At 74.0% G+C, this 15,162-nt stretch carries 13 protein-coding genes; 4 read left to right on the forward strand and 9 right to left on the reverse strand.

Annotation, left to right across the window (positions count from 1 at the left end):
- Positions 1-61 precede the first annotated feature (61 nt).
- A complete protein-coding gene (locus tag SM577_RS15250; RefSeq protein ID WP_302918181.1) occupies positions 62-1,432 on the forward strand; it encodes a cystathionine beta-synthase in 1,371 nt (456 codons plus the stop codon).
- Between the two features lie 89 nt (positions 1,433-1,521).
- Here the strand turns inward: SM577_RS15250 and SM577_RS15255 are convergent, their stop codons facing one another.
- The 8 genes from SM577_RS15255 to SM577_RS15290 form a co-directional block, all read right to left on the reverse strand.
- Positions 1,522-2,478, reverse strand: coding sequence for a S1C family serine protease (locus tag SM577_RS15255; protein WP_474587147.1), 957 nt, complete (start codon positions 2,476-2,478; stop codon positions 1,522-1,524).
- Between the two features lie 61 nt (positions 2,479-2,539).
- Positions 2,540-3,049 carry an N-acetyltransferase family protein gene (locus SM577_RS15260; protein ID WP_474587148.1) on the reverse strand — a complete coding sequence of 170 codons (510 nt, stop codon included), beginning with the start codon at positions 3,047-3,049 and terminating at the stop codon, positions 2,540-2,542.
- On the reverse strand, positions 3,046-3,975 hold the full coding sequence (locus SM577_RS15265; protein WP_474587149.1) for a ribonuclease Z: 930 nt from the start codon (positions 3,973-3,975) through the stop codon (positions 3,046-3,048). The genes SM577_RS15260 and SM577_RS15265 overlap by 4 nt, the downstream gene beginning before the upstream one ends.
- Positions 3,976-4,290: 315 nt before the next feature.
- On the reverse strand, positions 4,291-5,505 hold the full coding sequence (locus SM577_RS15270; RefSeq protein WP_474587150.1) for an osmoprotectant NAGGN system M42 family peptidase: 1,215 nt from the start codon (positions 5,503-5,505) through the stop codon (positions 4,291-4,293).
- Complete coding sequence (ngg, locus tag SM577_RS15275) at positions 5,502-7,319, reverse strand: N-acetylglutaminylglutamine synthetase (RefSeq protein WP_474587151.1); 1,818 nt, start codon at positions 7,317-7,319, stop codon at positions 5,502-5,504. Before ngg ends, SM577_RS15270 begins: the two co-directional genes overlap by 4 nt.
- A gap of 2 nt (positions 7,320-7,321) precedes the next feature.
- Positions 7,322-9,106, reverse strand: a complete 1,785-nt coding sequence (locus SM577_RS15280; RefSeq protein ID WP_474587152.1) for an N-acetylglutaminylglutamine amidotransferase — start codon at positions 9,104-9,106, stop codon at positions 7,322-7,324.
- A 203-nt stretch (positions 9,107-9,309) separates the two neighbouring features.
- Positions 9,310-9,972: a peptide-methionine (S)-S-oxide reductase MsrA gene (gene msrA, locus SM577_RS15285; protein WP_474587153.1), complete on the reverse strand. Its 663-nt coding sequence runs from the start codon at positions 9,970-9,972 to the stop codon at positions 9,310-9,312.
- A 166-nt stretch (positions 9,973-10,138) separates the two neighbouring features.
- The gene (locus SM577_RS15290) at positions 10,139-10,558 is read right to left on the reverse strand and encodes an HIT family protein (RefSeq protein ID WP_474587154.1); all 420 of its coding nucleotides are present in this window, start codon (positions 10,556-10,558) and stop codon (positions 10,139-10,141) included.
- A 122-nt stretch (positions 10,559-10,680) separates the two neighbouring features.
- Between SM577_RS15290 and SM577_RS15295 the strand changes: the two genes are divergently transcribed.
- The 3 genes from SM577_RS15295 to ilvA all read left to right on the forward strand — a co-directional run bounded on the left by SM577_RS15295 (position 10,681) and on the right by ilvA (position 14,600).
- Positions 10,681-11,823: a cystathionine gamma-synthase gene (locus SM577_RS15295; protein WP_474587155.1), complete on the forward strand. Its 1,143-nt coding sequence runs from the start codon at positions 10,681-10,683 to the stop codon at positions 11,821-11,823.
- 16 nt (positions 11,824-11,839) lie between these two features.
- A complete protein-coding gene (locus SM577_RS15300) occupies positions 11,840-13,237 on the forward strand; it encodes an amidase (protein WP_302918171.1) in 1,398 nt (465 codons plus the stop codon).
- 142 nt (positions 13,238-13,379) lie between these two features.
- Complete coding sequence (ilvA, locus tag SM577_RS15305; protein ID WP_302918170.1) at positions 13,380-14,600, forward strand: threonine ammonia-lyase; 1,221 nt, start codon at positions 13,380-13,382, stop codon at positions 14,598-14,600.
- Positions 14,601-14,661: 61 nt separating this feature from the next.
- On the opposite strand, the gene greA is transcribed toward ilvA, so the two are convergent.
- Positions 14,662-15,159: a transcription elongation factor GreA gene (gene greA / locus SM577_RS15310; RefSeq protein WP_302918169.1), complete on the reverse strand. Its 498-nt coding sequence runs from the start codon at positions 15,157-15,159 to the stop codon at positions 14,662-14,664.
- Positions 15,160-15,162: the final 3 nt, after the last annotated feature.

The raw sequence follows: 15,162 nt of genomic DNA on the forward strand, positions 1-15,162 counted from the left end.
GAAACCGCGAATCACCAGCCCGGCCGCCGGCGCCGGCGCCGGAGGAGAAGGGCACAACGAGGTGCAGTACTACGACAACGTCGTCGAGTTGATCGGCAACACCCCGCTGGTGCGGCTGCGCAACGTCACCAGGGGCATCCAGGCGACCGTGCTGGCGAAGGTGGAGTACCTCAACCCGGGCGGTTCGGTGAAGGACCGGATCGCGCTGCGCATGGTCGAGGACGCCGAGGCCGCCGGGATCCTCCAGCCGGGCGGCACCATCGTCGAGCCGACCAGCGGCAACACCGGCGTCGGGCTGGCCCTGGTGGCGCAGCTCAAGGGCTACAAGTGCGTGTTCGTCTGCCCGGACAAGGTCAGCCAGGACAAGCAGGACGTGCTGCGCGCGTACGGCGCCGAGGTGGTGGTCTGCCCGACCGCGGTGGCCCCGGAGGACCCGCGCTCCTACTACAACGTCTCCGACCGGCTGGCCCGGGAGATCCCCGGCGCCTGGAAGCCCAACCAGTACAGCAACCCGGCCAACCCGCGCTCGCACTACGAGACCACCGGCCCCGAGCTGTGGAAGCAGACCGAGGGCGGGCTCACCCACTTCGTGGCCGGCGTGGGCACCGGCGGCACCATCTCCGGCATCGGCCGGTACCTCAAGGAGGCCTCGCAGGGCCGGGTCAAGGTCATCGGCGCGGACCCGGAGGGCTCGGTCTACTCCGGCGGCACCGGCCGGCCCTACCTGGTGGAGGGTGTCGGCGAGGACTTCTGGCCGGAGACCTACGACCGGGGCGTGGCCGACGAGATCGTCGAGGTCTCCGACAAGGCGTCGTTCGAGATGACCCGGCGGCTGGCCCGCGAGGAGGGGCTGCTGGTCGGCGGCTCCTGCGGGATGGCCGTGGTGGCCGCGCTGGAGGTGGCCCGCAAGGCCGGCCCGGACGACGTGGTCGTGGTGCTGTTGCCGGACAGCGGCAAGGGCTACCTGTCCAAGATCTTCAACGACCAGTGGATGGCCCGCTACGGCTTCCTGGACAACTCCGGCGCCGAGCCGACGGTGGCCGACGCGCTGGCCGGCAAGCCGGGCGGGCTGCCCGAGCTGGTGCACGTGCACCCGACCGAGACGGTCCGTGACGCCATCGACTACATGCGCGAGTACGGCGTCTCCCAGCTGCCGGTGCTCAAGGCCGAGCCGCCGGTGGTCACCGGCGAGGTGGCCGGCTCGATCGCCGAGAAGGACCTGCTCGACGCGCTCTTCACCGGCCAGGCGCACCTGCACGACACGATCGAGCGGCACATGGGCGACCCGCTGCCGATGATCGGCGGCGGCCAGCCGGTGAGCGAGGCGGTCAACCTGCTGGAGAAGTCCGACGCCGCGCTGGTGCTGGTGGACGGCAAGCCCAAGGGCGTGCTCACCCGGCAGGACCTGCTCGCGCACCTCGGCGCCCGCTGATCCACGACCGACCGCGAAGCGGGCCGCTCCCGGCTGGGAGCGGCCCGCTTCGCGTATCCGGCGGCGGTGCCCGGTGGTGCGGCCGGCGGTCAGCGGGTCAGTTCGGTGGGCACCGCGACCACGTCGACGAAGGCGCCCTTGCGCAGCACGGTGACCGGCAGCCGGGTGCCGATCGCCGGGCCGAGCATCAGCCGTTGCAGGCCCTGGCCGTCGCGCACCGGCCGCCCGCCGGCCGAGACGATGACGTCGCCCAGGTAGATCCCGGCCAACCCGGCCGGACTGCCCGGCACCACCTCGACCACCCGCAGCCCGCGCCGCTGGCCGGTGCGCGCGGCGACCTCCGGCGGCAGCGGCACCGGCACCCCGGCGACGCCGAGCCAGGCCCGGCGGACCCGGCCGTCGGCGGTCAGGTCGGCGATGATCTGCCGGGTGGTGGCGTTGATCGGTACGGCCAGCCCGAGCCCGTAGCCGGCGACAGCGGTGTTCACCCCGATCACCCGCCCGGCCGAGTCGGCGAGCGCGCCGCCGGAGTTGCCCGGGTTCAGCGCGGCGTCGGTCTGGATCACGTCCTCGATGAGCCGGGTCACCCGGCCGTCCCGGGCGGGCAGCGAGCGGCCCAGCCCGGAGACCACGCCGGCGGTGACCGAGCCGGCCAGCCCCATCGGGTTGCCGACGGCGACGACCAGCTGGCCGATCCGCAGCGCGTCGGCGTCGCCCAGCTCGACCGGCGCCACGGTGGCCTCCTCGGCCCGCAGCACCGCCAGGTCCGACAGCGGGTCGGCGCCGACCACCCGGAACCGGGTCTCGGTGCCGTCGGCGAAGCTCGCCGTCCCGCCGCCGGCGCCCTGCACCACGTGCGCGCTGGTCAGCAGCAGGCCGTCGGCGCCCACGGTGACCGCGGAGCCGGCCCCGGCCCCGCGCGCGGTCCGCACCGACAGCGCGGCCACGCTGGGCAGCACCCGGGCCGCCACGGTCGTGACCACCCGGGAGTACGCGTCCAGAGCGGCGGCCTCGGCCGGCTCCGGCACGGTGTGATCGGTCTCCATGACCCCGGCAACGCGGCGGGATCGACGAGCATGCCCCGATCCGCTCAGAGCGAACGCCCGGTCACAGCGGCCGGGCGTAGCGCAGCTGGGTGGTGACCGCCGAACCGATCAGGTCCGTCCGCTCCGCCCCGGTCGGCGCCCACCCGCCCCGCTCGTAGAAGCGCCGGGCGGGGGCATTCTCCGCCAGCACCCAGAGCACCGCCCGGGACCAGCCCCGGGACCGCATGGTGGCGAGCGCGTCGACCATCAGCTCCCGGCCCACCCCGCGGCCCCGCTCGGCCGGGGCCAGGTGGATCGCGTGGAGCAGCCCGGTCTCCGGGTCACCCTCGTCGTCCGGCCCGACGTAGCTGAAGCCGACCAGCGCGCCGTCGCGTTCGGCGACGGTCATCAGGTGGTCGTCGCGTTCCCAGCCCCACCGCTCGACCCAGTACGACCCCATCGCCTCCGCGGTCGGCTCGGCCAGCGACTCCGGCGGCAGGAAGGACGAGTACGCGGCGACCCGGGAGCGCTGGTGCAGGGCGCCGACCGGCATCAGGTCGGCCTCGGTGGCGGGGCGGAGGGTGACGCTCACCCGGCCGAGGCTACCCGCCGTGGCGGCACCTGCACGGTCAGCAGGTCCTCCGCGACCACCAGCTCCCCGTCGAAGTGCTCGCGCGCCTCGTCGGCGAACCGGCTCGCGTCGGCGTACCGCTGGGAGAAGTGGGTGAGCACGAGCCGGCGTACCCCCGACTCGGCCGCCACCCGCGCGGCCTGGGCTGCGGTCAGGTGACCGACCTCGGCGGCGAGCGCGGCCTCCGACTCCAGGAAGGTCGACTCGATGACCAGCAGGTCGGCGTGCTCGGCGAGGGCGTACACCCCGTCGCAGAGGCCGGTGTCCATGACGAAGGCGAACCGCTGCCCCGCTCGGGGCACGCTCACCTCGTCCCGGGTGACGCGGCGTCCGTCGAGGTCGAGGTGGCCGACCCGGAGCAGCTCGCCCACCGCCGGCCCGCTGATGCCGTACGCGGCCAGCCTCTCCGGCAGCATCCGGCAGCCGTCCGGCTCGACCAGCCGGTAGCCGTACGTCTCGATGGGGTGTCGCAGCCGGCGGGCCTCCAGCGTGCCGCAGCGCAGCGCGATCCGCTGCCCGTCGGCCTCGATCGGCTCGACCCGCAGCTCGGCGGTCTCGTAGAAGCTGGACGCGTACCGCAGCCGGGCGAAGTACTGGGCGCCGCCGGCCGGGAAGTGCATCGCCACCGGGCGGGGCACCCGGTCCAGGGAGAGCCGCTGGATGGTGCCGGGCAGGCCGAGGCAGTGGTCGCCGTGGAAGTGGGTGACGCAGACCCGGGTCAGGTCGGTGGCGGTCACCCCGGTGTGGAGGAGCTGCCGCTGGCTGCCCTCGCCCGGGTCGAAGAGGATCACCTCGTCGTCCCAGCGCAGCACGTAGCCGTTGTGGTTGCGCTGCCGGGTGGGCGCCTGGCTGGCCGTTCCCAGCACCACCAGCTCGCGCATCGACACGCTGACCTCCGGCTGCCCGGCCCCGGCCCGGGGGCGGAAAAGGGTCGACCCCCGGGGCTTCCGCGCTCGCGCGCGGGCCGGCTGGACTGGGCCGGTACCCCGGGGGTCGGGTGGCTGTCGTGGATTCGCCGCACCGCTGCCACACGGTCTCGACGATGGTGCCTGTGCCCGCCTCGCGGCGGACGGATTACTGTCGAGGACAGCGGCTAGCGGACAGCCACCTCACGAGTCCGATTGCTATACAAGTCTGGACCACCTCCTTTCCCGTGTACGGCCACGCTATCCAGTGCCGCTGCCCCCGGCAACGGATTTCGATCACATGCCCGAGCGGGAATGCGGGCCGGCCCCGGCGGCGTCGGCGATGCCGATCGGGCCCTCCCGGGGGCCCTCCCCGCCGGCCGGTTGCACCGCCAGCGACGGGAAGTCGGCCAGGTCGCCCTCCGGTTCGGCGTCCCACTCCGGGAAGACCAGCTCGCTCTGCAGGTAGAGGCAGAGCAGTTGGGTCAGGTGGCGCAGCCCGTCGAGGTGGGTGCGTTCGTGCCCGTGGGTGGCGTCGACGCCGAAGCCGAGCAGCGCCACCCGGGCGTGCGCCCCGGCCTCCACCGCCGCCGCCACGTCCGAGCGGTAGTAGTCGAAGACGTCCCGGACCAGGCGCACCCCGTGCTCGGCGGCGATGGAGGCGAGGTTGCGGGTCAGGTGGTAGTCGAACGGCCCCACCCCGTCGCCCATGGCCAGGGTGGCCGCGTCCTCCCGGGACTGCTGGCCGGGGGCGACCACCGCCGCGTCCACCGACACGATCTCCGCCACGTCCGGATCCAGGCCGTGCGAGGCGCCGTGGCCGATCTCCTCGGTCACCGTGACCAGCAGGTGCGCGGTGACCGCCGGGCGCACGCCGGCGTCGACCAGCGCCTTGAACGCGGTCAGCACCGCCGCCACGCCCGCCTTGTCGTCGAGGTGCCGGGACTTGACGTACCCGGCGGGGGTGACCGTCGGGTTGGGCAGGAACGCCACGAAGTCGCCCGCGTCGACGCCGAGCGCCCGCAGCCCGGCGATGTCGGAGACCGGCTCGTCGACCCGCACCTCGACCTGCTCCCAGCCGATGCCCTGGGAGTCGACGCCCTCGTTGTAGCGGTGCCCGCTGGCCTTGAGCGGGAGCACCTGGCCGGTGATCACCCGGTCCAGGTCGTCGGTGAAGATCCGCACGTGGGCGCCCTCGGCGAACCGGGCGCTGTGCGTGCCGATCGGCTTCAGCTCCAGCCGGCCGTTCTCCTTGAGCCGCTTCACCATCCCGCCGATGGTGTCGGTGTGCACCACTATCGCCCGGTCGGCGCCGGTGGCCCGGGGGCCGGGCAGGCAGGCGCTCAGCGCCCCGCGCCGGGTCAGCGTGGAGCCGATGCCGAGCGCGGAGAGCCGCTCGCCGACGTACTGCTGCACGTGGTCGGTACGCCCGGACGGGCTCGGGATCTCCAGCAGTTCCACCAGCACCTGGCGCAGGTAGTCCAGGTCGATCTCCAGCGGTCGCGGGCTCACCCGGCACCTCCCGCGCCGGCCGGCGACCAGAGCCGCTGCGGGGCCCGGGTGCCGGGGAAGAGCAGGTCCACGAAGCGTTCGGCGGTCGGCTGCGGCTCGTGGTTGGCCAGGCCGGGCCGCTCGTTGGCCTCGATGAAGACGTGCTCCGGCCGGTCCGGGGAGCCGACCAGCAGGTCCAGCCCGGTGACCGGGATGTCCAGCGCCCGGCTCGCGGCCACGCACGCCTCGGCGATCTCCGGGTGCAGGTCGCCGGTGACGTCGTGGATGGTGCCGCCGGTGTGCAGGTTGGCGGTCCGGCGCACCACCAGCACCTCCCCCTCGGGCAGCACGTCGCGCAGGGTGTAGCCGGCCTCGGCCAGCACGTCCCGGGTCATCTCGTCGACCGGGATCCGGGACTCGCCGCCGGTGGCGGCCGCCCGGCGGCGGCTCTGCCGCTCGATCAGCTCGGCGATGTCGTGCACCCCGTCCCCGGTGACGGCGGCCGGGCGGCGCACCGCCGCGGCCACCACCTCGTGGTCGATCACGACCACCCGCAGGTCCTCGCCGTCGCACAACTCCTCGATCAGTACGTCCGGGCAGAACCGGGCGGCCAGCTCGACCGCGGTGGCCAGCGCCGCCGGGTCGGCCACCCCGACCGTGATGCCGTTGCCCTGCTCGCCGCGGGCCGGCTTGACCACCACCCGGCCGACCTCGGCCAGGAAGGCGGTGTCGCCGTCGTCGCCGGTGGCGGTCCGGCCGCGGGGCACCGACAGGCCGGCCTCGGCGAGGATCCGCCGGGTGACCCGCTTGTCGTCGCAGCGGCTCATCGCCACCGCCGAGGTCAGCTCGGACAGCGATTCCCGGGTGAGGACGGTCCGGCCGCCGCTGGTCAGTCGCAGCTCGCCCCAGGCCGGGTCGGTCACCTCCACCCGGATGCCCCGGCGCATCGCCTCGTCGGCGACGATCCGGGCGTACGGGTTGAGCCGGTCGTAGCCGTCGGGCAGGGCGGGCAGGAAGAGCCGCTCGTTGATCGGGTTCTTCCGCTTCACGCAGAGCGTGGCGGTCCGGTGGAAGCCGAGCCGCTCGTAGAGCCGGATCGCCCCCTCGTTCTCCGCCAGCACCGACAGGTCCACGTACGCCCGGTCGCGGGCGACCAGCCGGGACGCCAGCTCGGTGATCAGCGCCTGCCCGGTGCCGGGCGGGGCCCGGTTGAAGTCGACGGTCAGGCACCACAGGCTGGCGCCGCGCTCCGGGTCGCCGAAGACCGCTACATGGTCCACGCCGGTGACGGTGCCGACGATCGCGCCGTCGGCCGCCTCGGCCACCAGGTGCAGGAAGCGGTCGGTGCGGGCGTTGGCGACCAGCACGTCGACCGGCGCGGTGACCATCCCGTTGGCCGCGTAGATCCGGTTGACCGCGTCCGCGTCGGCGGCGTCGCGCAGCGGCCGGACGCGTACCCCGGGCAGATCGACCGGCGCCTCGGCGGCCCGCTGCTCCGGGCCGAGCGGCAGCCGGTAGGTCAGCGACGGGTCGATGAAGAGCTCGTCCGGCAGCCGGGAGACCAGCACGTGCGGGTCCCGCAGGTAGATGCAGATGTCCCGGGAGCCGGCCGCCTCGGAGCGCAGCACGTCGGCGACGGCGGCCTGGTCGGCGAAGGTCTGCCCGAAGACCAGCCGGCCCCAGCCGCAGTCCAGCACCACGCCCGCGGCGTCGGCCGGCGGCTCGTCGCCGCCCGGCGCCACCGGGTCGCCGCCCGGACCGACCCGCTCGTACCGCCGGACGTCGCCGCGGGCCCGGTCGAGGCGCGCCATCCCGGTCGCGATGGTGTCGGTCACGGTCAGTCGATTCCGTGGCTCTGGAGCCACATTTCCAGGAGTCCGAGTTGCCACAGCTTGTTTCCGTTCAGCGGGGTCAGTTCGGCGTTCGGGTCGGCCAGCAGCGCGTCGACGTAGTCGGCGCGGAACAGGTCGCGGCGGCGGGCGGCGGGGTCGGTGAGCGCGTCCCGGACCCGGTCGAGCAGCTTCCCCTCCAGGTGGGTCAGGCCGGGCACCGGGAAGTAGCCCTTGGGCCGGTCGATGACCTCGTGCGGCAGCACCCGGCGGCCGATCTTCTTGAGCACGCCCTTGCCGCCCTGGGCCAGCTTCAGCTCGGGTGGGCAGCCGGCGGCCAGCTCGACGAACTCGTGGTCGAGGAACGGCACGCGGGCCTCCAGCCCGTGCGCCATGGTCATGTTGTCCACCCGCTTCACCGGGTCGTCGACCAGCATCACCTGGGTGTCGATCCGCAGGCCCGCGTCGACAGCTGTCTGCGCGCCGGGCCGGGCCAGGTGCGCGGCCACGAACTCCCGCGCCGGGTCGCCGTCGGCCAGCCAGGCCGGGTTGAGCACCCGGGCCAGCCCGGCCGCGTCCCGGTCGAAGAACGCCCGGGCGTACGTGTCGAGGGCCCGCTCCCGGTCGACGCCCGCCAGCGGCGGGTACCAGTGGTAGCCGCCGAGGATCTCGTCCGCGCCCTGGCCGGACTGGACCACCTTGACGTGCTTCGACACCTCCTGGCTGAGCAGCCAGAACGCCACGCAGTCGTGGCTGACCATCGGCTCGCTCATGGCCGCGACGGCGGCCTCCAGCGGCGGCACCAGGTCGCCGGCGGCCACCCTGATCTGGTGGTGGTCGGTGTCGAAGGTCTTGGCCACCAGGTCGGAGTAGACGAACTCGTCGCCCTCCCGGCCGCCGACCGCGTCGAACCCGATGGAGAAGGTGGCCAGCCCGCGCTGCCCCTGTTCGGCGAGGAGGGCGACCACCAGGCTGGAGTCCAGGCCACCGGAGAGCAGCACGCCGACCGGCACGTCGGCGACCATCCGCCGGCGCACGGCGGTGGTCAGCGACTCCAGCAGGGCGTCCTGCCAGTCCCGCTCGGACCAGCCGGTCCGGCCGGCGTCGCGGGTGAACGACGGATCCCAGTAGACCCGCTCGTGCGTGCGCCCGTCCGGCTCGTAGACCCGGACGGTGGCCGGCGGCAGCTTGCTCACCCCGCGCAGGATGGTGCGCGGCGGCGGCACGATGCTGTGGAAGCTCAGGTAGTGGGCGAGGGCTACCGGGTCGATGGTGGTGTCGACCCCACCGCCGGCCAGCAGCGCCGGCAGGGTGCTGGCGAACCGCACCACGCCGGGCGTCTCGGCCAGGTAGAGCGGCTTGATGCCGAGCCGGTCCCGGGCCAGCACCAGCCGTCCGGTGTCCCGCTCGCTGATCGCCACGGCGAACATGCCGACCAGGTGGTCGACGAAGTCGAGGCCCCACTCGGCGTACGCCTTGACCACGACCTCGCTGTCGCCGGTGGAGAAGAAGCGGTGGCCCCGGGCCGTCAGTTCCGCCCGCAGTTCCCGGTAGTTGTAGACGCAGCCGTTGAAGACGCCGGTCAGGCCGGCGTCGGGGTCGACCAGTGGCTGGCCGCTCGCCGCCGAGAGGTCGATGATCTTCAGACGCCGGTGGCCCAGGGCCGTCGGCCCCTGGGACCACACCCCGCTGTCGTCGGGCCCTCGGTCACTCATCGTGGCCGCCATGCGCTCCACCGCCGCCACATCGGCGCGTGAACCGTCACGGCGGAACTCACCCGCAAGTCCGCACATGCGAGCCCATGCTGCCAGAGGATGTTGCAGTTCGCCCGTTGAGCCGATGACAGTCAGATGACAGGTTGGCTAGAATGCCCGCCACTCTCGGTAGCGGGCAGTCCCGGGCGGTGGTTCCTGTCCCGGCCCGAACGGATGCCGGAAATGTGCCGGGCCTGCGGTGTGACAAACACCGCAGGCCCGGAATCGGACTGTCGGGACGGTCAGCCCGCCGTACGCGCCACGCCGACCGGGCAGCTCAGCCCGTTCGGGCCGTGGTTGCAGTACCCGTTCGGGTTCTTCGTCGGCGCGAGGTACTGCTGGTGGTAGTCCTCGGCCAGGTAGTACGTGCCGAGCGGGCGGATCTCCGTGGTGATCTCGCCCTTGCCGGCCCGCGCCACGATCGGGGCGAACGCGTCCCGCGAAGCCTCCGCGACGGCCAGCTGCTCGTCGGTCGTCGTGTAGATCGCCGACCGGTACTGGGTGCCCACGTCGTTGCCCTGGCGCATGCCCTGGGTCGGGTCGTGGTTCTCCCAGAAGACCTTGAGCAGGTCCTCGTAACTGATCACGCTGGGGTCGTAGACCACCTGGACCGCCTCGGCGTGCCCGGTCATCCCCGAGCAGACCTCCTCGTACGTCGGGTTCGGCGTGATGCCGCCCGCGTAGCCGGCGGAGGTGGTGAAGACGCCGGGCAGGGACCAGAACAGCCGCTCGGCACCCCAGAAGCAGCCCATCCCGAACACGGCGACCTGGGCGCCCTCGGGGAACGGACCCTTCAGCGGGGTGCCCAGCACCTCGTGCCGGTCGGCGACCGGCATCGAGATCGGGCGGCCCGGCAGGGCCTGGTCCGGGGTCGGAAGACCGGCCTTCATACGGCGCAGGAACACGTGGGACTCCTTTCGTCCTCTCCCAGCGTGCAACGCCGGTGGACCCCGCATCCTTACCCGCCCCACCACCACTCAGGCGCGACCGCGTCGGGCGCTGGCGCGGCCGTCGCTCCGGGGGCGGTTGGTGGCGCCAGAGCCGCCCCGGCCGCACCCCGGAGGCCCCCGGTCAGGGGGTGGGCAGGGCGGCGACGACCCGGGCGGCGTGGTCGGCGGCGTCGGTGTCGTCGGCGTAGCGGGTGCGGGGCCAGAAGAAGCCGCGCAGCCCGTCCCCCTTGGTCCGGGGAACCACGTGGGTGTGCAGGTGGGGGACGGACTGGGACACCTTGTTGTTCATCGCCACGAACGTCCCGCCGGCCCCCAGACCGGTCTCCACGGCCACCGCGATGCGCCGCACCAGGCCGAAGTAGCCGGCGAGCGCGTCGGGCGGCAGGTCCGCCAGGGTGACCAGGTGGGTGCGCGGCACCACGAGCACGTGTCCCTTGAAGACCGGCCGGGTGTCCAGGAACGCCACCCCGTCCGGCTCGTCGGCCACCCGGAACGCCGGGACCTCGCCCGCCACGATGCCGCAGAACACGCACCCGCTCATCCCGGCAGGGTAGTCCCGGCCGTCGGCTGCCCGGCGGACGGCGCGTCGACCAGGTTCGGCGCGCAGGTGAGCTGCCCCGGGTTCCATGGGCTGGGACGGGCGGGACGACTAACGTTCCGGGAATGAGTCACGGCTTCGAGACGCTCGCCATCCACGCCGGTCAGGACCCCGAGGCCCGCACCGGCGCGGTGATCCCACCGATCTACCAGACCAGCACCTACGCCCAGGACGCCGTCGGCGCGCCCCGCCAGGGCTACGAGTACAGCCGCTCCGGCAACCCGACCCGCGACGCGCTCCAGGAGTGCCTCGCCGCGCTGGAGGGCGGCCCGGTCGGGCTCGCCTTCGCCAGCGGCCTGGCCGCCGAGGACACCCTGCTGCGCACCGTCTGCGAGCCGGGTGACCACGTGGTGATCCCGGACGACGCGTACGGCGGCACGTACCGCCTCTTCGCCCGGGTCGCCGAGCGGTGGGGGCTGGACTTCACCCCGGCCAAGGTCTCCAACCCGGACGCGATCCGGGCCGCGATCCGCCCCGGCGCCACGAAGATCGTCTGGGTGGAGACGCCGACCAACCCGCTGCTCGGCATCGCCGACATCGCCGCGCTGGCCGCCGTCGCGCACGACGCCGGCGCCCTGCTGGCGGTCGACAACACCTTCGCCTCGCCGTACCTGCAGCAGCCGATCGCGCACGGCGCCGACGTGGTGGTGCACTCCACCACCAAGTACATCGGGGGCCACTCCGACGTGGTCGGTGGGGCGCTGGTGGTGGCCGACGCCGCGCTCGGCGAGGAACTGCGCTACCACCAGAACGCGATGGGCGCGATCAACGGCCCGTTCGACGCCTGGCTCACCCTGCGCGGCATCAAGACCCTGGGCGTACGGATGGACCGGCACTGCGACAACGCCGAGCGGATCGCCGCCTACCTGGACGGGCACGCCAAGGTCGCCCAGGTCATCTACCCGGGCCTGCCCGCGCACCCGGGGCACGAGGTGGCCGCGAAGCAGATGCGCCGGTTCGGCGGCATGATCTCGTTCCGGGCCGCCGGCGGCGAGGAGCACGCGGTGGAGATCTGCAACCGGGCGAAGCTCTTCGTGCTCGCCGAGTCGCTCGGCGGGGTGGAATCCCTGATCGAGCACCCGGGCCGGATGACACACGCAAGTGCTGCCGGCTCGCCGCTTGAAGTTCCCGGCGATCTCGTGCGACTGTCTGTCGGCATCGAGACGGTCGACGACCTGCTCGCCGATCTGGAGCAGGCGCTGGGCTGACCGCTGGCTGGGGAGGGTGGCCGTGCAGGACATCATGCCGACCTGGGTGGGGGCGACCGCCAAGCAGATCGCCCGCGGCGTGCGTCGGGGCGACGTCACGGCCACCCAGGTGGTCGCCGACCACCTCGACCACATCGCCCGCGCCGACGCCGACCTCGCCGCGTTCCGCACGGTGCGCGGCGGGGAGGCGATCACCGAGGCGGAGAAGGTCGACGAGCAGGAGGACCTGGCCAACCTGCCGCTGGCCGGGGTGCCGGTGGCGGTGAAGGAGAACACCCCGGTCGCCGGGCTGCCCACCTGGAACGGGTCGGCCGCGGTGCGTACCGGCGTGGCGGAGGCCGACCACGAGGTGGTCCGCCGGCTGCGCGGCGCCGGCGCGGTGATCCTCGGGGTGACCCGGATGCCGGAACTCGGCCTCTGGGGCCTGACCGACGACGAGACGGCGGTGACCCGCAACCCCTGGGACACCGGCCGCACCCCCGGTGGCTCCTCCGGCGGGGCGGCCGCCGCGGTCGCCGCCGGCCTGGTGCCGATCGCGCACGGCAACGACGGCCTCGGCTCGATCCGCATCCCGGCCGCCTGCTGCGGCCTGGTCGGGCTCAAGCCCGGCCGGGGCGTGGTCCCCTGCCAGCTCGGCGCGGACGACTGGTTCGGCCTCACCGAGCACGGCATGCTGGCCACCACGGTCGCCGACGCGGCGGTCGGCTTCTCGGTGCTGGCCGGTCGCCGGCCGGAGAAGCTGGTGCCGCCGCAGCGGCTGCGGGTCGGTGTCTCGCTCCGCTCGCCGGTGCGCGGGGTCCGGATCGACCAGCCGAACCGGGACGCGGTGGCGGCCGCCGGCCGGCTGCTCGCCGCCGCCGGGCACGACACCGTCCCCGCGGACCCGGTCTACCCGACCCGGCTGGGCCTGCAGGGGATCGCCACCTGGTTCGCCGCGGCGGCCGCCGACGCGCGCGCCGCCGGCCTGGACCGGCGCAGCCTGCAACCGCGCAGCCGCCGGCACGTCGCGCTCGGCGAGTGGGCGCAGCGGCGCGGGTACGTGCGGGAGGCCGACCGGGCGGCCTGGCGGGACCGGTCCATCGGCTTCTTCACCGACCACTCGGTGGACCTGCTGCTCACCCCGGCGCTGGCCGGCCCGCCGCCGCAGGCCGAGCAGTGGTCCGGCCGGTCCTGGCGGGCCAACATGGTGGCGAACATCCGCTACGCCCCGTACGCCGCGCCGTGGAACATCGCCGGCCTGCCCGCGCTGGTGGTGCCGGTCGGCCGCCGCCCGGACGGGCTGCCGGTGGCCGTGCAGCTGGTCGGCCCGCCCGGTTCGGAGCTGCTGCTCCTCGGCGTCGCCGGCCAGTTCGAGCTGCAGGCCCCCTGGACCCGCCACGCCCCGGGCTACCCGCGCATCCCCGCCGCCGTCTGACCTCGCCGATCTCGCACGTCCCGCCCCGGCGAACCGGGGCAGCCGGTGCGTTCCGCGGGCCACACCCGCACCATCGCGGAGACGCGGGGTGCGCGGGGCGTCGGTGGTGGGGGCGGGGGTGGCGGGTGGCACGATCGGGGGCATGACGGAACTGGTCGGGCTCGCCGACGTACGGGCCGCGCGGGACCTGCTCGCCGGCGTCACCCGCACCACCCCGCTGGAACCCTCCCGCCCGCTGAGCGCGGCGCTCGGCGGGCCGGCGTGGCTGAAGTGCGAGAACCTCCAGCGGGCCGGCTCGTACAAGGTGCGCGGCGCGTACGTGCGGATCTGCCGGCTGTCCGAGGCGGAACGGTCCCGCGGCGTGGTGGCGGCGAGCGCCGGCAACCACGCCCAGGGGGTCGCGCTCGCCGCCGGCCTGGTCGGCACGCACGCCACCGTCTTCATGCCGGTGAACGCGCCGCTGCCGAAGGTGGCCGCCACCAAGGGGTACGGCGCGCAGGTCGAGCTGGTCGGCAACAACGTCGACGAGGCGCTGGTCGCGGCGCAGACCTTCGCCGAGCGCACCGGCGCGGTGCTGATCCACCCGTTCGACCACCGGGACGTGATCGCCGGCCAGGGCACGGTGGCGCTGGAGATCCTGGAGCAGTGCCCGGACGTCAAGACGATCATCACCGGGGTGGGCGGCGGCGGGTTGATCTCCGGCATGGCGGTGGCGGCCAAGGCACTGCGCCCGGACGTCCGGGTCATCGGGGTGCAGGCGGCCGGGGCGGCCGCCTTCCCGCCCTCGCTCGCCGCCGGCGAGCCGGTACGCCTGCCCGCGTTCGCCACCATCGCCGACGGCATCGCGGTGGGCCGGCCGGGCGAGATCACCTTCACCCACGTCCGCAAGCTGGTCGACGAGGTGGTGACCGTCTCCGAGGAGGACATCTCGCGGGCGCTGCTGATGCTGCTGGAACGGGGCAAGCAGGTGGTGGAGCCGGCCGGCGCGGTCGGGGTGGCCGCCCTGCTGGCCGGCGCGGTGCAGGTCGAGGCGCCGGTGGTCGCGGTGCTCTCCGGCGGCAACATCGACCCGCTGCTGATGCTGCGGGTGATCGAGCACGGTCTGGCGGCCGCCGGCCGCTACCTGCGGTTCACCGTGCGCTGCTCGGACCGTCCCGGCCAGCTCGCCTCGCTGCTCGGCGAGATCGCCGAGCACCGGGCGAACGTGGTGGACGTGGAGCACCAGCGGGTCAACCCGCACCTGCGGCTGGGCGAGGTGGAGGTGGCGTTGTCGGTGGAGACCCGCGGGGTGGAGCACTCGGACACGCTGATCAGCGCCCTGCGGGCCAGCGGCTACCAGGTGGTCTTCGCGGCCGAGGCGTGACACCCGCCGGTGCCACGCCTCGGTCGTACGCGATGCCGCCGGGCGCGTGCCCGGCGGTGGCCTAGCCGGAGAACGGCTCGAAGCTGACCACTGTCACCTTGATGTCGGCGCCGCTGGGCGCCGTGTAGGTGCAGGTCTGGCCGGCCTTGCAGTCGAGGATGGCCTTGCCGAGCGCGGACTCGGGGCTGTAGACCGTGAGGTCGGTGGTGGACGCGATCTCCCGCGAGCCGAGCAGGAAGGTCTCGGTGTCGTCCTTGTCGTCGTCGAAGTAGATCGTGACGACCATGCCGGGCGCCACCGCGTCGGCGGACGGCGCCTCGCCGACCTTGGCGGTGCGCAGCAGCTCCTGGAGGTAGCGGATGCGGCCCTCGGCCTTGCCCTGCTCCTCGCGGGCCGCGTGGTAGCCGCCGTTCTCCCGCAGGTCGCCCTCCTCGCGCCGCGCGTTGATCTCCGCGGCGATGACCGGCCGGTTCGCGATGTGCTCGTCGAGCTCGGCCTTCAGGCGGTCGTAAGCGTCCTGGGACAGCCAGGTGGCGGCCGCCTCGTTGCCGTTGGACACAGG

Source organism: Micromonospora desertarenae (genome assembly GCF_056150265.1).

What these genes read in the sequence shown, in the direction of transcription:
- SM577_RS15255 (WP_474587147.1), bottom strand. Translation starts at nt 2,478, where the DNA reads ATGGAGACCGATCACACCGTGCCGGAGCCGGCCGAGGCCGCCGCTCTG.
- SM577_RS15280 (WP_474587152.1), bottom strand. Translation starts at nt 9,106, where the DNA reads ATGTGCGGACTTGCGGGTGAGTTCCGCCGTGACGGTTCACGCGCCGAT.
- SM577_RS15290 (WP_474587154.1), bottom strand. Translation starts at nt 10,558, where the DNA reads ATGAGCGGGTGCGTGTTCTGCGGCATCGTGGCGGGCGAGGTCCCGGCG.
- SM577_RS15295 (WP_474587155.1), top strand. Translation starts at nt 10,681, where the DNA reads ATGAGTCACGGCTTCGAGACGCTCGCCATCCACGCCGGTCAGGACCCC.
- ilvA (WP_302918170.1), top strand. Translation starts at nt 13,380, where the DNA reads ATGACGGAACTGGTCGGGCTCGCCGACGTACGGGCCGCGCGGGACCTG.